We start from the raw sequence: 19,845 nt of genomic DNA, 5'->3' as shown, positions 1-19,845 counted from the left end.
TCCGGACATCCACCGGTAAAACTCCATAGCCGCCGGCAAGGCAGCCTGGGCGGGCCTGCGCCAATACTCGGGACACATCAGAATAAGAGTCCCGCAATGAACATGTACCAACCCACTGCCACTGCCGGGGTCGGCCACATCGGACGCTCCCAGGCTCGCGTCGAGGACACGGCGCTGCTGCGCGGACTGGGCCGCTATGCTGACGATGTCGCCACGCCGCCCGGAACGCTGCACGCCGCCATCGTGCGTTCGCCCCATGCACATGCGCGCATCGTTTCGGTGGATGCCGAGGCCGCGCTTGCGATGAAAGGCGTGCACGGTGTGCTGACCGGTGACGACGTCAAGCGATGGGCGAACCCCTTCCCGGTGGGTGTCCGCGCGCCCATGGAACACTGGTGTCTGGCCGTCGACAAGGCTCGTTATGTCGGCGAGCCGGTCTGTGTGGTGATCGCCGATGATCGGTATCTGGCTGAAGACGCACTGGATGCCGTCCGGGTCGAGTACGAACCACTGACCCCGATCATCGACCCCGAAGCGGCGGCCGAGGACAACGCGCCGGTGCTCCATGAAGCCGTGGGCAGCAACGTGGTCAACGAACGCTGCTTTCGCTACGGCGATCCGGAACAGGCGTTCGAAACGGCCCACCGCCAGGTGTCGATCAAGGTTCATTACCCGCGCAACTCCTGCACCCCGATCGAGTGCTATGTGGTGCTCGGGCAATACCTGCCCGCCACGGGCACCTACGATGTCCTGTCCAACTTCCAGGGCCCGTACGCGCTGCACTCGGTGATGGCGCGCGCACTGAACGTACCGGGCAATCGCCTGCGGCTACGCACCCCGCCGGACTCGGGAGGCAGCTTCGGTATCAAACAGGGCGTCTTTCCGTACGTTGTGCTGATGGGGCTGGCCGCGCGCAAGGTCGGCGCGCCGGTCAAGTGGGTCGAGGACCGGCTGGAGCATCTGCAGGCCTCGTCCAGCGCGACCAACCGGGTATGCGAAATCAGCGCAGCCGTGCAAAGCGATGGCCGAGTCGTCGCCTTGCACTACGACCAGATCGACGATTGCGGCGGCTACCTGCGCGCGCCGGAGCCCGCCACCTTCTATCGCATGCACGGCAACCTGTCCGGAGCCTATGCGATCCGCAACCTGTCGGTACGCAACCGCGTGGTACTCACCAACAAGGTGCCCAGCGGCCTCAACCGCGGCTTTGGCGGCGGCCAGGTGTACTTCGCGCTGGAGCGCCTGATGCACGAAGTGGCGGTGCAACTGGGCCTGGACCCGTTGCAGGTCATCCGTCGAAATCTCGTACCGGCGGGCGTCTTCCCCTACCGGGCAGCGGCCGGTGCCCTGCTCGATTCCGGTGATTACCCCGCAACGGTCGATCTCGCGGTTCGTGAGGGTGGGCTCGATGAACTGTTGCGGCGTCGCGAACAGGCCCGTGCAGAGGGCCGTCTTTATGGTGTCGGCTACACCGCTGTGGTCGAGCCCTCGATCTCCAACATGGGCTATATCACCACGGCGATGACGCCGGACGAACGCCGCAAGAGTGGCCCCAAGAATGGCGCGGTCAGCACGGCCACCGTGAGCATCGACCCACTCGGCGGCGTGACCGTGCACGTGTCATCGACACCCCAGGGCCAAGGGCACCAGACCGTTGTCGCTCAGATCGTCGCGGACGTTCTGGGGGTGGCACTCCAGAGCATCAACGTCAATGTGGAACTCGACACCGGCAAGGACGCCTGGTCGATCGCCTCGGGCAACTATTCCAGCCGGTTTGCCGGTGCGGTCGCTGGCGCTGTGTACAACGCCGCCGTGAAGATTCGCGAACGCATGGCTACCATTGCCGCCTCGATGTGGAACGTGCCGGCCGACCAGGTGCGTTTCGCCAGCGGCAAGGTATTCGTCGAAGACGGCCCGAACCAGCCGTTTCATCGCATCGCCGGATCGACCCATTGGTCGCCGGGCCTGCTGCCCGAGAGCGAAGGCGGCGGGCTGCGCGAAACCGCTTTCTGGACGCCACCGCAACTGACCGCTCCGGACGACAACGACTGCATCAACAGCTCCTTGTGTTACGGATTCATCTTCGATTACTGCGCTCTGGAGATCGACAAGGTCACCGGCGAGGTCCGCATCGACCGTTACGTGACCTGCCACGACGCCGGACGCATCCTCAACCCGATGCTGGTCGATGGGCAGATCCGTGGCGGATTCACCCAAGCCCTGGGCGTCGCCTTGATGGAAGAGTTCGCCTATGGCGAAGACGGCAGCTTTCTATCAGGCACCTTCGCCGACTACCTGGTGCCGACCGCGCCGGAGGCCGTGGAACCGCTGATCCTGCATATGGAGACGCCGTCTCCCTTTACGCCGCTGGGCGCCAAGGGCGTCGGCGAAGGCAACAACATGAGCACACCGGTGTGCATCGCCAATGCCATGGCCGATGCACTGGGACGTTCCGACATCAAGCTGCCGCTGACGCCTTCACGCGTGCGCACCATGATCGGCATCGACGAGCCGCCACCGCCTGAAGGCGTGGCGCCGGAAACCCCGCGGGTAGCGGGAGGCTCTGCCCTGCAGGCCCAGGATTCGGTTGAGATCCCGGCGCCGCCACAGGCGGTGTATGACGCCCTGCTCGATCCGGAAACACTCAAGGCGATCATTCCCGGTTGCCACGCGCTCGAGCTGGAAAGCGAGAACCATTACCGAGCCGATGTAACGGTGGGCGTCGGCATGATTCGCGCGCGCTTTGCCGCCCGCGTCGGGCTAACGGACCTGGAGCCGCCGCATTCATTGCGACTGTCCGGTTCAGGCAACAGCCCGATGGGCTCCGCGACGGGTAGCGCCAAGGTGACCTTCGTCGAGCTGGAAAACGGCCACACGCGGCTGGATTACGCCTACGACGCGGCCGTCAGCGGCAAAGTCGCCGCCGTCGGCGGACGCATGTTGCAAAGCGCCTCGAAAGTGATCATCGGCCAGATATTCGCCCGATTGGCCCTTCGGCTGACTGGCAAGCCAGTGGAGACCAGCCTGTGGCAGCGGCTGCGCGCACTGCTGGGAGGTGGCCAATGAAACCCGCTGCATTCGACTACATCCGTGCCGGCGACAAGCGCGAAGTCCTGCAACTGCTTGCCGAGCATGGTGAACAGGCGCGGATCATCGCCGGCGGTCAATCGCTCATGGCGGTGCTGAACATGCGCCTGGCCCAACCGAAACTACTGATCGACATCAACCACGCCCGCGATCTGCACTACCAAAAGGTGGAAAAGCAGCGCCTGGTGGTTGGCGCCGCGGTACGCCAGGTGGAGTTGATGGATCGCCCCGGCCTTGCCGACGAGGTGCCCCTTCTCGCTCAGGCCATGCCGTGGATCGGCCACTTCCAGACGCGCAACCGCGGCACCGTATGCGGCTCGGTCGCCCATGCCGACCCTAGCGCCGAAATTCCACTGTGCCTGGTCACGCTGGGCGGAACGGTGGTGCTCGAATCACTCAAGGGCAAACGCCGGGAGGTGCCGGCCGAGCAGTTCTTTCAGGGCGTGCTGACCACTGAAAGGCGCCCTGACGAGCTGGTCGTCGAAGTGCACTTTCCGCTTCGCGAAGCCGGTGTCGACTATCGCTTCCGTGAGATCGCGATGCGCCATGGCGATTTCGCCCTGGTCGCGCTGGCCGCCTGCATCCGTCAGGACCGGGTAGACCTCGGCATCGGCGGTGTGGCCGATCGCTCGGTCCTGCGCCGACTGCCATTGGGTGCAGAACTCAAGGACGCACTCAACACCTTCGCCTGGTCGCTCGGTGCGCAGGACGATGTACACGCCAGTGCCGCGTACCGACGTCAACTGGTGCGCGAGCTTGGCCAACAACTGATCGAGGGGTTCTCCCATGCGCGCGCCAGCTGACCAACGTTTCCCTATCAACCTGGAACTCAACGGCCGCCGCCGCGAAGCCCTGGCCGAGCCACGCATGCAGCTCTGCGACTTCCTGCGCCACGAACTGGGTGCCACCGGCGTACACGTGGGCTGCGAGCACGGTGTTTGCGGCGCCTGCACCGTGCTGGTCGATGGGGTCGCGTCGCGCTCGTGCCTGATGCTGGCGGTACAGGCGCACGAGCGCCGCATCGATACCGTGGAGTCGCTGGCACGCGACGAGGTGATGAACGACCTGCAACAGGCATTCAGCCGCCACCACGCGTTGCAATGTGGGTTCTGCACCGCCGGCATCCTGATGTCCTGCGTGGAATTCCTGGAGCGGGTCCCCAGCCCGGATGAAACCCAGGTCCGCGACATGCTTTCGGGGCATCTGTGCCGCTGTACCGGCTACACCGGCATGGTCCAGGCGGTACTCGAAGTGGCACGACAACGACAAGAAAACACCGTGGAGAACGACAACCATGTTTGACCTTGGACGCAGCTTTCTCGCCGCGGTCGAGCGCCGGCCTCAGGCGATAGCGATCAGCGATGGCAAGCTCAAGAAAACCTACGAGACCTGGTTCGACGACATCCAGCGCGCCAGCCACGGTCTCGAGCAATTGGGGCTGACGAAGGGCGACCATCTGGTTACCGTCATGCAGAACCGCTGGGAAATGGCCACCCTCCACTGGGCCTGTCAGTTCAGCGGAATCATCATGACGCCCTTGAACTGGCGCTGCACCGCAGAAGACCTGAGCTGGTGCCTCGGCGACGCCGAAGCGCGCGCGCTGGTCCATGACGACTCGGCAGGGGCCGCCGTGAACGCCTGCGCAATCGCCGACCTGCCCTGCATCAGCGTCGGCCAGGCGGTGACCGAAGGCGCGCTGAGCTTCGAGCAGCTCTGTGCCCAGCGGCCGAGCGAAACCATCTTGCGCGCCACCCCGGAGGACTGGTCGCTGATGCTCTACACCTCGGGCACCACCAGCCGGCCCAAGGGTGTGCCACGGCGCCACCGCGCCGAACGCGCCGCCGCCGTGGCTCACGTGGCGCAGAATCTCTACGGGCATGAGGAATGCACCCTGGGCGTCATGCCGCTTTACCACACCATGGGCGTGCGCTCGCTGCTGGCGATGGCCTTGCTCGATGGGCATTTCGTCTGCGTGCCCAAATTCGATGTCGAAGCGACCCTCGATGCCATCGAACGCGAGCGAATCACCAACCTGTATCTGGTGCCGACGCTTTACCACATGCTCATCGAGCACCCGGCGTTCAGCCCGGAACGCGTCGCCAGCGTGACCAAGCTTGGCTTCGCCGGCGCGCCAATGAGCGATGGCCTGATGCAGCGAGTCGAGGGGGCCTTCAAACCCGAGCTGTTCGTCAACCATTACGGCAGCTCGGAAATCTACACCTTCACCATCGACCAGCGGGCCAGCGGCAAACCGGGCTCATCGGGGCGTAGCGCGCTCAACCAGCGCATCCGCGTCGTCGCCCTGGACAGCACCTCACCGGATGACCTGTGCGGGCCGAACGAAGAAGGCCAGATCATCGCCGACCTCGGCAGCGACGAAGCCTTCGAAGGTTACTGGAAGCGCCCCGACTCCGATGCCAAGGCCATCCATCACGGCTGGTACTTCACCAGCGACACCGGCTTTTTCGACGAGGCGGGCGACCTGTTCGTGACCGGTCGTGTCGACGACCTGATCATCACCGGGGGCGAAAACGTCAGCCCCGCGGAGATCGAAAACGTGTTGTCGCTGCACCCGGCTGTCGAGGAAGTCGCCGTGGTCGGCCTTCCCGATGAGCAATGGGGAAAGTTGGTGGCCGCGTTCATCAAGCTGCGCCATCCGATTACCGAGGACGAGCTGGACGCTCATTGCGTCTGCTCGGGACTCGCCCGCTTCAAGCGCCCACGGCGCTACGAATTCATCGACCAGATTCCCAAATCACCCGTCGGCAAGATTCTGCGGCGCGTACTGGTGGCGCAGTACGGCAGCCCCGAGACCGTTGGCTGAGCATCTTTAAAACGAGGAAACACAATGAACAACCTGCAGATCGAACAATTTCTGGAAACGCCCTTCGACGGCTTCACCGTCGAACTCGACCTTGATCGCGAACGCGCCGACATCATTCTCGGTCGTCCTCCGTTCAACGTGATCGCCATGAGCCAGCGCGACACGCTGCGCGAGGTATTCGAAGCATTGGACGCGCACCCCGGGGTGCGGGTGATCGTGCTGCGCGCGCAGGGCGAGCACTTTTCCAGCGGCGGCGACATCAAGGGCTTTCTCGAAGCCTCGCCGGAGCACGTATCCAAGCTGGCCTGGAACGTAGCGGCCCCGGTGCGCTGCACCAAGCCTGTGATTGCCGCCAACCGCGGCTATACGTTCGGGGTGGGCTTCGAGCTGTCGTTGGCGTGCGATTTCCGCGTTGCATCCGAGACCACCCGCTATGCCCTGCCGGAACAGAACCTCGGCCAGATTCCAGGCTCCGGCGGCTCCGCCCGCCTGCAGAAGATCATCGGCATCACCCGCACCAAGCACATGGTGATGCGTGCCAAGCGCATCACCGGCCAGCAAGCGTACGACTGGGGCATCGCCACCGAATGCGTTCCGGACAGCGAGCTGGAGAGCACCGTGGACGCACTGGTCGATGAGCTGCGGCGTTTTTCGCCCTTGGCCCAGCGCACCGCCAAGAAGCTGATCAACGACAACGAGGACTCGCCTCTGACCGTTGCCATCGAGATGGAAGGCCACTGCTACAGCCGGCTGCGCAGCTCGGCAGATTTCAAGGAAGGCGTCGAGGCTTTCCACGGCAAGCGCCAGGCGGTATTCCGCGGCGAGTAAACGCTTGCACACACGCGTGCCGCCCTCCGTGGGCGGCGCTCGGCGAACGCACAACAACAAAGCGAAGGCGTTGCCATGTCCCAGAACCTGTCCAATCCGGCGGTCGATGTCGCCGCCCCTACCGGCGAGCCGACGCTGCGCCGGGCGTTTAATTCCAAGTCCATCAGCGCGGGTGTGGTGGCGGCCCTGTTCGGCTGCACCGGCCCGGCTCTGGTGGTGATCAATGCCGCCGAAGCCGGACGCCTGAGCAATGCGCAGACGGTTTCCTGGCTGTTCGCGATCTACGTCCTCGGTGGGCTGATCAGCCTGTTCCTGGCGCTGCGCTACCGACAACCGATCTGCGGCGCATACACCATTCCCGGCGCGGCGATCCTTGCCGCCTCGCTCACCGTCATCCCGTTCAGCGAGGCGATAGGGGCCTTCATCATGAGCGGTCTGCTGGTCTTCGTGCTGGGCATTACCGGGCTGATCGGCCGCCTTATGCGCTGGCTGCCGATGCCCATCGTGATGGCGATGATCGCCGGCGCACTGATCCGCTTCGCCACCGGGGCGATCGACGCCATCGTCAGCGCGCCGCTGATCGCGGGCATGGCCGCGCTGAGCTTTTTCCTGGTCACGCGCTTCACCCGCGCGGTGCCGCCAGTGCTGGTTGCCGGCGTGGTCGGACTGGTGCTGGCCTTCGCCCTGGGCCAGCTGCAGCCGGCCGATGTGAACATCGCCTGGGTGATGCCGGCATTCACCGCGCCCAGCTTCTCGTTCGATGCCTTCCTGGCGATCACCATTCCGCTGACGGCGCTGGTGATCGGCGCGGAAAACGCCCAGGCGACCGGTGTGCTGATGACTGAAGGGTATCGCCCACCGGTCAACGCGATGACCGTCATCAGCGGCATCGGAGGTGTGCTGGCCGGGCTGCTCGGCGGGCACAACGCCAACATCGCGGGACCGATGACCGCCATCTGTTCGTCGGAGCAGGCGGGCGACGACCCGCGCCTGCGATACGGCGCAGCGATCGTCAACGGCGTACTGTTCGGGCTGTTCGGGTTGTTCGCCGGGCTTGCGGTGCCCTTCATCCTGGCCTTTCCCAAGGCGCTGATCGTGGTCGTCGCAGGGCTGGCGATGATCGGCGTGCTGCTGGGCGCCCTGCAGCAGGCCTTCCAGAAAGGGGGTGCCTGCCAGATCGGCGCCTTCGTGGCGTTGGCCGTCGCGATGAGCCAGTTTTCCCTGCTGGGTATCAGCTCTCCGTTCTGGGCGCTGTTGTTCGGCGTCGCGGTATCGGGGCTGCTGGGCGAGATTCGCCGCTGAGGCACGGCCTGCGCCCGATACGGCTAGAGCGGTGCCTGATGGCCTGTATCAAAAATCGTTAATGGCCAGGCCATTCTACAAACGCCAAGATGGATCTGCCGCCGACGCTCGCGTCGGCCGAGCAGACTACCGATAAGAACAACAACGGTGAACCGCCATGATCCTCTGCCAGACCCACGGGTCGCCGGCCCGCCTCGTCACCCGCATCGCAGCGGGCGATTGCCCGCACAGCCTACTCACGCGTAACGCGACGAGCGCCAACCCGGCCTCTCGCCTGTCTACGGCCTCAGGCCGTCTTCCGGGAGGGCTGATCCCATGAAACGATTAGCCAACCCCGCCTCCTTCGTTGCCCTTTGCTGGTCGGCATTCCAGATCTACATGGTCTACGGGACGCCGCTGGACCTGATCGTCGCGGTGCCGATCCACATCATGTTCGGCCTGGTCCTGACATTCATCATCCATCCGCTGCGCCAACGCGACCTCGGCCATTTCACCCTGCTGCGGGTCTCGGACTATGCCCTGGCCGCCACGGCGGCCGGCATCGCCGTGTTCTACCTGCTCAACGCGCAAGCGTTGACGATGCGTATCGCCATGGTCGATCCGCTGCGGCCCATCGACCTGGTAGTCGGCCTCGCCACCCTCGCGTTGGTGATCGAGGCCGTGCGACGCGCCCTGGGCATGGGATTGACGGTGGTGATTCTGGTGTTCCTGGTCTACCAGTTCATCGGCCCGCAGCTGCGCGGCATCCCGATGCTGAGCATCATCGGCCACGACGGCGAACCGACCCGGTTGTTCCTTGAAACCTTTCTCGACGTGCAGGTGCTCCAGAACGAGGGCGTGTTCGGCATCCCGAGCATCGTCTCCTACGGTCAGGTCTTCTACTTCCTGCTGTTCGGCGCGTTTCTCCAGCTGTTCGGCGGAGGCCAGCTGTTCATGGATCTCTCCGTGCTGCTGGTCGGCCGGTTCCGCGGCGGCATGGCCAAGGTCTCGATCGTTTCCTCAACGCTGTTTGGCTCGGTGAGCGGCAGCGCCACCGCTAACGCGGCGGTGATGGGCATGTTCACGATCCCGGCGATGAAGAAGTCAGGCATGAGCGCCGAGCAGGCGGCCGCGGTGGAGGCGGCCTCCTCCACCGGCGGGCAGTTGATGCCGCCGGTCATGGGCGCAGCGGCCTTTCTGATCGCCCAGTTCATGGGCATCCCCTACGCTGAGGTGGCGATCGCTGCGCTGATTCCGGCACTGCTGTTCTACGTCGCGCTTTATTTCGTGGTCGACCTGCTGGCACGGCGCAAGGGGCTGGCCGGACTGAAGCGCTCCGAGCTGGGCACCAACTGGAGCAGCGTACTCAAGCGGCTGTATCTGCTGATCCCGGTGTTCGTGCTGGTCTACCAGATCATGGCGGGGCGTGCGCTGAGTTCGGCAACGCTGCAGGCGATCTGGCTGACGTTGTTCCTCGGCCTGGCCTCGCGTGCCTGGGAGGGCTTTTCCGAGCACGGCGGCCGCGGCGTGCTGAAAGCCATCGGCTCGGTGTTCAGCGATTCGTTGCAGGCGCTGGAGTCCGGTGCGCGCGGCGCCATCGCGGTGGCTATCCCCTGCGCTGGCGCCGGTATCGTGGTCGGCATCGCCTCGATGACCAACCTGGGGCTGACCTTCGGCAGCTTCGTCACCGCACTGTCCGGCGGCATGCTGATTCCGGCATTGCTGCTGGTGATGTTCATGGTCATTGTGATGGGCATGGGCATGCCGACCACCGCGGCATACATCATGGGCGCCATCCTGGCGATTCCGGCGCTCGACAAACTCGGCATCCCGGCGCTGTCGTCACATTTCTTCGTGCTCTATTTCGCCGCCTTGTCGATGGTCACGCCCCCTGTGGCGCTGGCCGCCTTCGTCGCCGGCGGTATCGCCAAGGCAAACGTCTGGCAGACCGGCTGGGTGGCGTTCCGTTATAGCCTGGCCGGTTTCCTGGTGGCCTTCGCCTTCGTCTTCAGCCCGGCGCTGCTGCTGCAGGGCGACTGGCAGGCAATCGTGCCGGCGGTCATCACCGCGGTGATCGGCTGCTATGCCCTGGCCGGGTGCGTGGCCGGCTACCTGCGCGCGCGCAACGCGCTGTTCGAATCGGCACTGCTGCTGGTGGCCGCCGCCCTGCTGATCGCACCGGTGATCAAGGCGTCGCTGGCCGGGCTGGCGTTGCTGTGCGGTGTCTGGGCATGGCAGAGCCGTAAGGCGCGCCACGCGCAGGACCACAGCCTGCTGGAACGGTCCGGGGCCTAGCGCCAGCGGGCCGCACATTCAACCAAGGAGAACAACAACATGAGAAAATTCCTGACGCGATACGCAGCCGTTGCGGTACTGGGCGCCATGGGACTGAGCGGCAGCGCGCTGGCCGCCGACCCGGTGAACGTCAAATTCGCCGCTGGCCCGACCGGAACCACCTGGTACGCCTATGCCGGCGCGCTGCGCGGCGAAATGCTCCAGCGCCTGCCCGACGGCTCCACAGTCGATATCCAGGGCACGCCCATGGCCATCGCCAACACCAAGCTGTTGGCGGCCAAGCGCGCCGACATCGGGCTGATCTTCCCGCCCGTCGCCGCCTGGGCGCAGCAACCGTTCGGGCCGTTCGATCGCAAGATCGAGAACGTGCGCGGCCTGGTCGGCGGCATCGATCAGTACTACCAACGCATCACCGTGCAGAACGACAGCACGATCCAGACCATCGCCGACATCAAGGAAAAGAAGCTGCCGGTGCGCATCGGTACTGGTCCGCAGGGCAGCCTCAACGAATACATCGCCAAGCTGATTCTCGAAGCCAATGGCCTGACGTACGAGGACATCGAATCCTTCGGCGGCAGCATCGGCAAATCGAACCTGAGCATTTTGCAGGATCAGTTCGGCGACAAGCAGCTGGACATGATCATCGGCATTACCACGGCCGGGCACCCGAACACCGCGCAACTGTCGATCACCCCCGGCCAGCGCTTTCTGAGCCTGAGCGAAGACGCCATTGCGTACCTGGAAAAGTTCGGCTTCGTCCGCGCCACCATGCCGGCCAACCTGTTCGAGCGACAGGACCAGACGGTCGAAGGCGTTGGTTTCAGCACGTCGCTGTATGCCACAGAGTCGATGTCCGACGAAGACGCCTACGCCATCACCAAGGCCGTCATGGAAGGCCAGGACGCGCTCAAGCGTTCGTTCGGCTCGATGAAAGACTGGACCGCCGAGGGCTCGGCGCAAGCGGCCAATCTCGCGGCGCCACTGCACCCGGGCGCACGCAAGTACTACCAGGAAGCGGGACTGCTAGAGTGAATCCGACCCGGCGCGGGCCCGTCCCGCGCCGCCTTTTCACCCAGGCGACCCAGAGAGGACCCGATGACAGAAGACAACAGACCCGACGCCGGCCAGGCCATCGTCGAGCTGCTCCGGCGCAACGGCGTGGACCGCGTTTTCACGGTTCCTGGCGAGAGCTTCCTGCCGGTGCTCGATGCATTGCATGACGCGCCGGACATCGCCCTGGTGGTCTGCCGCCAGGAAGGCGGTGCCTCGATGATGGCCGAAGCCTATGCCAAGACCACCGGGCGACCCGGGGTATGCTTCGTCACGCGCGGACCGGGCAGCGCCAATGCGCTGGCCGGGCTGCACGTGGCGGCACAGGATTCCACGCCCCTGCTGGTATTCGTCGGCCAGGTACCCCGTGGCTTCCGCGAGCGCGAAGCCTGGCAGGAGGTGGACGTCGGTGCGCTGTTCGGTTCGGTGGCCAAGTGGGCGACCGACATCCAGGACGCCGCGCGGCTGCCCGAATACCTCAGCCGGGCCTTCACGACGGCGTGTTCCGGCCGGCAGGGCCCGGTGGTACTCGGTCTGCCGGAAGACCTCCTGTACGCGCGTATCGAGCCAATCGATATCGGACCCGCGCCGAACTGCCAGGGCTATCCGTCCCCCCAGGCGATGTCCCGCCTGCGAGCGCTGCTCGCCAATGCCCGACGGCCACTGGCGATCTTCGGTGGCTCGGGCTGGACCGCCGAATGCCGGGCGCGACTGCAGGCATTCGCCGAGGCCCAGGGGCTGCCGGTAGCCACGGCCTTTCGGCGCCAGGATCGTTTCGATAACACGCACCCCAACTATGCCGGTGACGCCGGGCTGGGCATGAATCCCGGACTCGCCGGATTGATCGAAGAGGCCGATCTGCTGATCGCGGTCGGCACGCGCCTCGGTGATATCGCCACCGGTCATTACACACTGGTGGATGTCCCGAAGCCGCGCCAGACCTTGGTCCACATCCACCCCGATCCGCAGGAGCCGGGTCGCGTGCGGGTTCCGGACCTGGCGATCTGCGCCGCGGTACAGGACTTCGCCGAGGCCGTCTCGACACTGCCCCCCGCCGATACCGACAGCGAACGCCAGGCCTGGCTGTCACGGGCGCGCGAAAACCGCGAAGCCTGGCAACAGCCGACCGAGCTACCCGGGCCGGTGCAACTGGGCGAGATTGTCGCCTGGCTTGGGCGCCGCTTGCCGCCCGAAGCGGTGATCAGCAACGGCGCCGGCAACTATACGCTCTGGGTGCACCGCTTCTATCCATTCCGAGGCTGGGGCAGCCAATTGGCACCGACGTCCGGTTCGATGGGTTACGGCCTGCCCGCCGCGATCGCCGCCAAGCTCGCCCGACCGTCACGGCCGGCGGTGTGCTTCGCCGGTGATGGCTGTTTCCAGATGACCTGCCAGGAATTGGCGACCGCCATGCAGTACCGCGCCAATATCATTGTCATCGTGGTCAACAACGGGTCCTACGGTTCGATCCGGATGCACCAGGACAAACACTATCCGGGACGCCGCTACGGTACTGATCTGGTCAATCCGGACATGGTCGCTCTCGCCCAGGCGTACGGCGCCGGCGCGGTGCGGGTGGACCGCACCGAAGCGTTCGCCGACGCGTTCGAGCAGGCGCTGGCGGCCGATCGGCCGTTCCTCATCGAATTGGTCATGGACCCGGCGATCCTGCGGCCATGACAGCGCGGCACGCCTCTTCGCCGGGGCGTGCCGCCATGCGCGGGCCGCGCGACTCGATGCACGTCCATCCGGGCCGGGTCCTGCCTGCGACGGCCACCCTCGCGCACCGTTTCGGTCCTGGAGCACCAGTGAATGATGATGCCCAGGAGATTGACCACGGGGCATTGCCGGCACTGATGGCCCGCATCAGAAAACCTTAATAGGCACGCTTGCACGACGCTCCTAGCATGGCCAAAACAATAACCACGAGAGAACTCGCCATGCCGTCCATGCCCTCCTCCACGCCCGATTCCGCTGCGGCCACCCAGCCGGTCGGTGCCAGCCTGCGCGGCTGGCTGGATCATCTGCAGAAGACTCAGCGGCTGAGCGTGATCCGTCCCGGTACGGCGCTGCGCTTCGGTGTCGCCGCCATTGCCAATCGCCTCGACGGCCACAGCGCGTCGCTGTTCCTGCAACCCGATGGGCATGCGATTCCAGTGATTTCGGGCTTGCTCTCGGACCGTCAATGGATGGCCGAAGCAATGGGCGTGGAGCCCAGTCAGGTGCTGGCTCGCTTCGAACATGCCAGCCTCGAGCCGTTGCCTTGGCAGGAAGTCGCGGAGCCGGCGTGCCAGCAGGTGGTGCATCACGACGTCGACCTGCTCGCCCAGTTGCCGATTCCCACGCACAACGAGCACGACAGTGGCGCCTACATCACCGCAGGCCTGCTGATCACGCGTAACCCGCGCACCGGCGTCCAGAACGTGTCCATTCACCGACTGCAGGTCAGCGGCGCCAATCGCCTCGGTGCACTGCTGCTGCCGCGCCATACCCTGGCGTATTTCCAGGAGACCGAGCGCAACAATGAAGACCTGGAGGTCGCGGTGGTCGTCGGCTGCGACCCGCTGACGCTGATGGCATCGCAGGCCATCGTGCCCATCGATCACGACGAGCTCGAGATCGCCGGTGCGCTGCAAGGACGCGCGCTGCCGGTGGCCAAGTGTGTGACCAACCGCATTCGCGTGCCGGCCGAGGCGGAGATCGTCATCGAGGGCCGCCTGGTCGCCAATGCCCGCGAAGAAGAAGGCCCGTTCGGCGAATTCCCGCAGTATTACGGCGAGCGCGCCGAACGCCATGTCATCGAGGTTGATGCGGTCACCCACCGCCGATCGCCCATGTTCCACACCATCGTCGGCGGCGGACTCGAGCACCTGCTGCTGGGCGGCATTCCGCGCGAGGCGACGATGCTGGCTCATCTGCGCCGCAGTTTTCCTTCGGTGCGCGATGTGCACCTGGCACGCGGTGGCGTATGCCGTTATCACCTCTACGTTCAGATCGAAAAGCGCTCCGAAGGCGAAGCGAAGAATGTGATCCTCGGCGCGCTCGGCGGTCATTACGACATCAAGCACGTGGTGGTGGTCGACACCGACGTCGACATCCACAACCCCACCGAAGTCGAGTGGGCGGTCGCGACGCGGTTCCAGGCTGATCGAGACCTGGTGCTGATCCACGAATCCCAGGGCTCCAAGCTCGACCCGTCCACCCGCGACGGGATTGGTTCGAAGATGGGCTTCGACGCGACCGTGCCGCTGTCGGCACCGCCGATGCGTTTCAAGCGCATCCACGTACCCGGCGAAGCCGAGGTCGACCTTGCCGACGTCAGCCGACCGGCCGCCGCCGATTGGGCGCAACTGATTGAACAGTCGCGCGACGGCTGAGGCTGCGCGCGGTACCGGAGCGCCACAGGCCGGTCATGGCAAACGGGCACAGCGACGTTTCCAGCGTCTTACAACAACTACAAAAAAGCTTCGCCGGACAGGAGTTACTCATGCAGCAGGCACGACATTTCATCGACGGGCAGTGGTGTGACGACGGCCAGTGGGCCGACAGCCTCGACCCCGCCAATGGCGAACTCATCGGACGCTTCGCAGACGGTGGCGAGCAACAGGCCCGCGCCGCGGTCGAGGCAGCCGTAAAGGCCTTTGGCAACCCGCAATGGGCACAGAATCCGCGCTTGCGTCAGCAGGTCATGCTGGACTGGGCTTCGGCACTGACGACTCGCCAGGAGGAGCTGGCCACCCTGCTCACGCGTGAGAACGGCAAGGCGCTGGCACAGTCGCGGGGCGAGATCGGTGGTGCCATCTCGGAGATTCTTTACTACGCCGGCCTGGCGCGTCACAACCCTGGCCACGTACTGGAAGTCGCGCCGGGCGAATTCTCCACGATGCTGCGCGAGCCTGCCGGCGTGGCCGGGTTGATCATTCCCTGGAACGCCCCGGCCGTGCTGCTGGTACGAGCCCTGGCGCCGGCGCTGGCCGCCGGCTGTACCTGCGTGGTCAAACCGGCTCCGCAAACGGCGCTGTTCAACGCCGCTTTCCTCGCGCCGCTGTTGGCATCGACGGGCCTGGCCCCGGGAGTCGTCAACCTGTTCGCCGAGACCGGACATGCCGGCGCCGCTTACCTGACCGCGACGCCGAAGGTCGATGTGCTGAGCTTCACCGGCTCCACCGCGACCGGCACCCAAATCATGCGCGATGCGGCGCCAACCATGAAAAAGCTGTCACTGGAACTCGGTGGCAAATCGTGCTGCCTGGTCCTGGAGGACGCCGACGTGGCCGCTGTGGCGCCCCGGCTCGCCGCCGCCGCCACCCTCATTTCAGGCCAGCAATGCACGGCCGCCCGGCGTGTACTGGTGCATGCCAGCCGAGCGGCAGAGATGAAAAAGGCACTCGCCGCCGCGCTCGCAGAGGTCCGCCTGGGGCATGGGCTGGACGCTGCCACGCAGATGGGCCCGCTGATCGACTGGCGCTCGCGCGATCTCGTCGAGGCGCGGATTCGCGAGTCGATGGACAGCTGCGACGAAGTCTTGCTGGCCGGCCAACGGCCCCGCGACGGGCTCGAACGCGGCGCGTTCCTGTCACCGACGTTGATCGCCCACCAGGACAGCGGCGCGTTCTTCTGCCAGGAGGAAATCTTCGGCCCCCTGCTGGTACTGGAAACATTCGAAGACGAAGCCGAGGCCGTGCGCCGCGCCAATCACACCGAGTTCGGCCTGTCAGCGAGCGTATGGACCGGCGACGGCGCCCGAGCCATGCGGCTGGCGCGGGCGCTACGCAACGGGACCGTGTGGATCAATGATCACAACAAACTGTTCGCCGAAGCGGAGACCGGTGGCTATCGCAGGAGTGGGCTGGGCCGGCTGCACGGCTATGACGCATTGCTTGATTTTACAGAGCTCAAGCACGTCTACCAGAATGTCGGCACTCTGTAGCTAGACCACTCGCCGAGGTTCGAAAATGGAACTGCGCCAATTGAAGTACTTCACCTGTCTCTACGAAGAAGGCTCGGTCACCAAGGCGGCGCAGCGTCTGAACATCGTGCAGCCCGCTCTCTCGATGCAGATCGCCAAGCTGGAGGAAGAAATCGGCCAGCCTTTGTTCGACCGTACGCCCAAGGGCATGACCCCGACCGAAGCGGGCGTGCAAGCCTACCGTCTGTTCATGCCGATCCTGAGCGACCTGCTCGAAGCCCGGCAGACGCTGATCGATCGCAGCGGCAAGATCGGCGGGCGGATCAACGCAGGGCTGATCGCTTCGGCGGCTAACCAGGCACTGGCAAGCACCCTGGCCTATTTCGTCGAGCACCACCCGGACGTCGAACTGCAGGTCAGCTACGGCTACAGCCAGGACCTGATCGACCGTGTCCTGTCCGGCGCGTTGGACTTTGCAGTCATCAACCAGAGCTTCCAGCAGGAGCACCTGAACCGGATCGATATCCTCGACGAAGAACTGCTCGTCGCGACGGGCGCCACGACCCGATTGCGCATGCCGACACCCGTGCCGTTGACGGAGCTGGCCCAGCTTAAGCTGGTTCTGCCTTCGCGCCGCCACGGCCTGCGTATCGTCATCGATCAGGCGTTGGCCGTACATGGGATCGAGCTGACCCCGCATCTCGAACTCGACGACCTGACGGTGATCGAGAGTTTTCTGCGGCGCAGCGATTGGATCAGCTTGCTGCCTGCGACCGTATTGCAGCGCGGCCTGGAAGAAGGTGCGTTGCGCGCCTACCCGCTCGCCGCCCCGGGCATCACCCGCCGCATGGTCTGCGTGCACGACAGCCGCCGTCCGCTGACGCCCGCCGCCACGCTGTTCATCGACATCATCAGCAAAACGCTGGGCACCGCTCTCAATGCCATCCATTTCTACAAGGAAGGCGCGATACAGGACATCGACCATGACATCAGCTAACCCGCGCCCCCAGCGGCTCATCATCGGCCTTTCCGGCGCGTCGGGCGCGATATACGGCGTGCGCCTCCTGGAGCTGCTGCGCGATACCCCCATCGAAACGCACCTGATGGTCACCAAATCGGCGCTGATCACCCTCGCTCACGAAACCGGGTTGTCCTGGTCGGAACTCAAGACCATGGCGACGGTGAGCTATTCCAACCAGGACATCGGCGCAGCCATCGCCAGCGGCTCGTTCAAGACCATGGGCATGATCGTTGCCCCCTGCTCGGTGCGCACGATGTCGGAGATCGCCAGTGGCGTGACCTCCTCGCTGCTGACCCGCGCGGCGGATGTCATCCTCAAGGAACAGCGCCGGCTGGTGCTGATGGTGCGCGAGACCCCGCTGCACCGGAACCACCTGCGCACCATGACCGAGCTGGCTGAACTCGGCGCCGTGATCGCGCCGCCCGTCCCTGCCTTCTATGCACGCCCGACGTCGATCGACGACATGGTCAACCACACGCTCGGGCGCGTCCTGGATATGTTCGACATCGAACTGGGCATCGTCCGTCGTTGGCGTGACGAGGCCGAAATCGTCCCGACGCTCGATGACATCGAGGCGGCCAGCGCCGCCGAGGGGCGCAGCTGATGACACCATCGCAGCCGCGGCGCCGGCCAGCTGCCGCACCGCTAAAGTCGGACGCTTTGCAGATAGTCCTCGATCAGGGCGAGCGTTCGCTCACGGGCCTGGTCCTGCGGGAAATGCCGGCAGTTTTCCAGAAACTCGACGCGGCTGTGGCGCACCCGCTGCTCGATCAGCCTCAATTGCTCGTCGGTGGCGAACTCGTCATCGCGTCCTTGCACCGCCAGGATCGGCAGCGCAATGCGTGGCAATTCGTCGAGCAGATGCCAGTCGCTGAACGCCGGCTGCAGCCAGGTATCGCTCCAACCGCGGAACGCACCATCGGTGTTGTCGCCATGATAGGCGGCCAGTCGGTCGCGCAGACGGCCGCCGTGAAAGGCATCGAGGGTTCGCTGGATTCCGGTGAGGCTCGCCTGTTCGACCGTCACGTGCGGCGCCAGCGCCACCACACCTTTGACGCGAGGATCATTGTGCGCCGCATAGGCCAGCGCGATCGAGGCGCCGTCGCTGTGGCCCACGAGCACCACACGCTCGAGCGACAGCGCATCGAGAACCGCTGCCAGTTCGTCTGGGCCCGCCACGCTCAGGTAGTCCAGCCCGCGCGGCAGCGGTACGGGGCTCGATCCGCCGTAGCCCTCGCGGCTATAGACCAATACCGGCCAGCCCGTACGCGCCGCCAGCGCCTCGGGGAAATCTTTCCAGAGCGCCACGCAGCCCAGCCCTTCGTGCAGCAAAACGAGCGTCGGACGGGTCGTATCCGGGGCATTCAGCAGGCGATACTCGAGTTTCGCCGTGCCGATATCGAGAACAGAGCAAGACAGCATCACAAGGGTTCCTGAACCTGACGAACCCGAAGGGTAACCGATTACCGCGGCCCGCCAGGGCGTTGGCCGCAACCAGGGGATAAGGCATGCAACATCTTGATCAGCAGGTGATCGAACAGGCGCTGCAATGGGTGGCCGAAGGGCATGACCTGTGGTTTTGCACCGTGCTGTCGACCTACGGCTCGGCCCCGCGGGCGCCCGGCGCGCTGCTCGTCGCCCGTGCCGATGGCGCTCATGCAGGATCGCTGTCCGGCGGGTGTGTGGAAGAGGAATTTCTGACCAGCCTGGCGCACGGCGAACTGCAAGCGCCCGCCCAGATCGTTCGCTACGGCGAATCCGATGATGAACGGAGCCGCCTGCGGCTGCCCTGCGGCGGCGTTTTGCAAGTGCTGGTGGAACATCATGCCCCTGGCGAGGCATGGCGCGACCATCTGCTCGGACTGCAGGCCACGTTGCAGGGCCAGCGGCGTCTGCTGCGGCGCGTGGATCTGACCAGTGGGACCGCCGAACTGCTGCCGGACCATGGCGGTGAGCAGACCAGTGTAAAGGGCGAGCAGGTGGAAATCCGGATCGGCCCGGCGCTGCGATTGTTATTGGCCGGTGTATCGCCCGTGGCGCAGGCCTGCGCGGGGTTTGCGCGGGCCCTGGGCTGCGAAGTGATTGCCTGCGATCCGCGCGAGGAGATGCAAGGCATGCTGGTCGACGGCGTCGTCGTCCAGCCGATGCTGCCCTCGGTGTTCATCGCCGCTGGCGGCTGCCACGAAGCCACCGCCGTGGTCGCGCTGACCCATGATCCACGTATCGATGATCTGGCACTGATGGAGGCGGTGCGAACCCCCGCCTTCTACATCGGCGCCATGGGGTCACGGCAAACCTCCTCCAAGCGGGCCGAACGGCTGCATCGCGTGGGCGGCCTGACGCACGAAGAAATCGAGCGCATCCACATGCCCATCGGCCTTGATCTCGGGAGCAAGACACCGGCCGAGATCGCGCTGTCGGTAATGGCCGACGTGCTACGCGTTTATCGAGGCAAGGCGCGTGATGCGCTCTGAATCCGCTCCGTTTCCACCGCATCGCCAATCCATGATCGGTGGCGCAGCGGTTGATCGGCGCATGACAGCGCATGGC

At 65.2% G+C, this 19,845-nt stretch carries 15 protein-coding genes; 14 read left to right on the top strand and 1 reads right to left on the bottom strand.

What is annotated here, in order from left to right:
- Positions 1–96: 96 nt before the first annotated feature.
- From GQA94_RS13310 to GQA94_RS13250, 13 genes are all read left to right on the top strand, one after another.
- Positions 97–3,066 carry a xanthine dehydrogenase family protein molybdopterin-binding subunit gene (locus tag GQA94_RS13310; RefSeq protein WP_158188474.1) on the top strand — a complete coding sequence of 990 codons (2,970 nt, stop codon included), beginning with the start codon at positions 97–99 and terminating at the stop codon, positions 3,064–3,066.
- Positions 3,063–3,890 (top strand): FAD binding domain-containing protein, encoded by an 828-nt coding sequence (locus tag GQA94_RS13305; RefSeq protein WP_158188473.1) that lies wholly within the window; start codon positions 3,063–3,065, stop codon positions 3,888–3,890. Before GQA94_RS13310 ends, GQA94_RS13305 begins: the two co-directional genes overlap by 4 nt.
- A complete protein-coding gene (locus GQA94_RS13300) occupies positions 3,874–4,389 on the top strand; it encodes a (2Fe-2S)-binding protein (RefSeq protein ID WP_158188472.1) in 516 nt (171 codons plus the stop codon). The genes GQA94_RS13305 and GQA94_RS13300 overlap by 17 nt, the downstream gene beginning before the upstream one ends.
- Positions 4,382–5,911 (top strand): AMP-binding protein, encoded by a 1,530-nt coding sequence (locus GQA94_RS13295; protein ID WP_158188471.1) that lies wholly within the window; start codon positions 4,382–4,384, stop codon positions 5,909–5,911. Before GQA94_RS13300 ends, GQA94_RS13295 begins: the two co-directional genes overlap by 8 nt.
- Positions 5,912–5,935: 24 nt before the next feature.
- Positions 5,936–6,739 (top strand): enoyl-CoA hydratase/isomerase family protein, encoded by an 804-nt coding sequence (locus GQA94_RS13290; protein WP_158188470.1) that lies wholly within the window; start codon positions 5,936–5,938, stop codon positions 6,737–6,739.
- A gap of 75 nt (positions 6,740–6,814) precedes the next feature.
- The gene (locus tag GQA94_RS13285) at positions 6,815–8,041 is read left to right on the top strand and encodes a benzoate/H(+) symporter BenE family transporter (RefSeq protein ID WP_158188469.1); all 1,227 of its coding nucleotides are present in this window, start codon (positions 6,815–6,817) and stop codon (positions 8,039–8,041) included.
- A gap of 315 nt (positions 8,042–8,356) precedes the next feature.
- Entirely contained in the window at positions 8,357–10,315 is a 1,959-nt protein-coding gene (locus GQA94_RS13280) for a TRAP transporter permease (RefSeq protein WP_158188468.1), read from the top strand.
- Positions 10,316–10,354: 39 nt separating this feature from the next.
- The gene (locus tag GQA94_RS13275) at positions 10,355–11,347 is read left to right on the top strand and encodes a TAXI family TRAP transporter solute-binding subunit (RefSeq protein ID WP_158188467.1); all 993 of its coding nucleotides are present in this window, start codon (positions 10,355–10,357) and stop codon (positions 11,345–11,347) included.
- Positions 11,348–11,410: 63 nt separating this feature from the next.
- Complete coding sequence (locus tag GQA94_RS13270; protein ID WP_158188466.1) at positions 11,411–13,045, top strand: thiamine pyrophosphate-binding protein; 1,635 nt, start codon at positions 11,411–11,413, stop codon at positions 13,043–13,045.
- A gap of 227 nt (positions 13,046–13,272) precedes the next feature.
- A complete protein-coding gene (locus GQA94_RS13265; protein ID WP_233270159.1) occupies positions 13,273–14,742 on the top strand; it encodes a UbiD family decarboxylase in 1,470 nt (489 codons plus the stop codon).
- Between the two features lie 110 nt (positions 14,743–14,852).
- Positions 14,853–16,295 (top strand): aldehyde dehydrogenase family protein, encoded by a 1,443-nt coding sequence (locus tag GQA94_RS13260; RefSeq protein WP_158188465.1) that lies wholly within the window; start codon positions 14,853–14,855, stop codon positions 16,293–16,295.
- A gap of 25 nt (positions 16,296–16,320) precedes the next feature.
- Positions 16,321–17,271, top strand: coding sequence for a LysR family transcriptional regulator (locus GQA94_RS13255; RefSeq protein ID WP_158188464.1), 951 nt, complete (start codon positions 16,321–16,323; stop codon positions 17,269–17,271).
- Positions 17,258–17,899, top strand: coding sequence for a UbiX family flavin prenyltransferase (locus GQA94_RS13250; protein ID WP_158188463.1), 642 nt, complete (start codon positions 17,258–17,260; stop codon positions 17,897–17,899). Before GQA94_RS13255 ends, GQA94_RS13250 begins: the two co-directional genes overlap by 14 nt.
- A gap of 41 nt (positions 17,900–17,940) precedes the next feature.
- Here GQA94_RS13250 and GQA94_RS13245 read toward each other — a convergent pair whose 3' ends face one another.
- Positions 17,941–18,717: an alpha/beta fold hydrolase gene (locus tag GQA94_RS13245; protein WP_158188462.1), complete on the bottom strand. Its 777-nt coding sequence runs from the start codon at positions 18,715–18,717 to the stop codon at positions 17,941–17,943.
- 86 nt (positions 18,718–18,803) lie between these two features.
- Here GQA94_RS13245 and GQA94_RS13240 point away from each other — a divergent pair, with 86 nt between their 5' ends.
- A complete protein-coding gene (locus tag GQA94_RS13240) occupies positions 18,804–19,769 on the top strand; it encodes an XdhC family protein (protein WP_158188461.1) in 966 nt (321 codons plus the stop codon).
- The last annotated feature ends 76 nt before the right edge of the window (positions 19,770–19,845 follow it).

This window comes from Stutzerimonas stutzeri (assembly GCF_009789555.1).
In the GTDB taxonomy this organism is placed as follows: domain Bacteria; phylum Pseudomonadota; class Gammaproteobacteria; order Pseudomonadales; family Pseudomonadaceae; genus Stutzerimonas; species Stutzerimonas stutzeri_R.
This window is presented reverse-complemented; position numbering and strand designations above follow the sequence as displayed.

Bases quoted from the DNA above. Each gene is read 5' to 3' on its own strand.
- GQA94_RS13280 (WP_158188468.1), top strand. From the start codon at position 8,357: ATGAAACGATTAGCCAACCCCGCCTCCTTCGTTGCCCTTTGCTGGTCG.
- GQA94_RS13290 (WP_158188470.1), top strand. From the start codon at position 5,936: ATGAACAACCTGCAGATCGAACAATTTCTGGAAACGCCCTTCGACGGC.
- GQA94_RS13285 (WP_158188469.1), top strand. From the start codon at position 6,815: ATGTCCCAGAACCTGTCCAATCCGGCGGTCGATGTCGCCGCCCCTACC.
- GQA94_RS13255 (WP_158188464.1), top strand. From the start codon at position 16,321: ATGGAACTGCGCCAATTGAAGTACTTCACCTGTCTCTACGAAGAAGGC.
- GQA94_RS13295 (WP_158188471.1), top strand. From the start codon at position 4,382: ATGTTTGACCTTGGACGCAGCTTTCTCGCCGCGGTCGAGCGCCGGCCT.
- GQA94_RS13310 (WP_158188474.1), top strand. From the start codon at position 97: ATGAACATGTACCAACCCACTGCCACTGCCGGGGTCGGCCACATCGGA.
- GQA94_RS13245 (WP_158188462.1), bottom strand. From the start codon at position 18,717: ATGCTGTCTTGCTCTGTTCTCGATATCGGCACGGCGAAACTCGAGTAT.
- GQA94_RS13270 (WP_158188466.1), top strand. From the start codon at position 11,411: ATGACAGAAGACAACAGACCCGACGCCGGCCAGGCCATCGTCGAGCTG.
- GQA94_RS13250 (WP_158188463.1), top strand. From the start codon at position 17,258: ATGACATCAGCTAACCCGCGCCCCCAGCGGCTCATCATCGGCCTTTCC.
- GQA94_RS13240 (WP_158188461.1), top strand. From the start codon at position 18,804: ATGCAACATCTTGATCAGCAGGTGATCGAACAGGCGCTGCAATGGGTG.
- GQA94_RS13300 (WP_158188472.1), top strand. From the start codon at position 3,874: ATGCGCGCGCCAGCTGACCAACGTTTCCCTATCAACCTGGAACTCAAC.
- GQA94_RS13260 (WP_158188465.1), top strand. From the start codon at position 14,853: ATGCAGCAGGCACGACATTTCATCGACGGGCAGTGGTGTGACGACGGC.
- GQA94_RS13305 (WP_158188473.1), top strand. From the start codon at position 3,063: ATGAAACCCGCTGCATTCGACTACATCCGTGCCGGCGACAAGCGCGAA.
- GQA94_RS13265 (WP_233270159.1), top strand. From the start codon at position 13,273: ATGGCCAAAACAATAACCACGAGAGAACTCGCCATGCCGTCCATGCCC.
- GQA94_RS13275 (WP_158188467.1), top strand. From the start codon at position 10,355: ATGAGAAAATTCCTGACGCGATACGCAGCCGTTGCGGTACTGGGCGCC.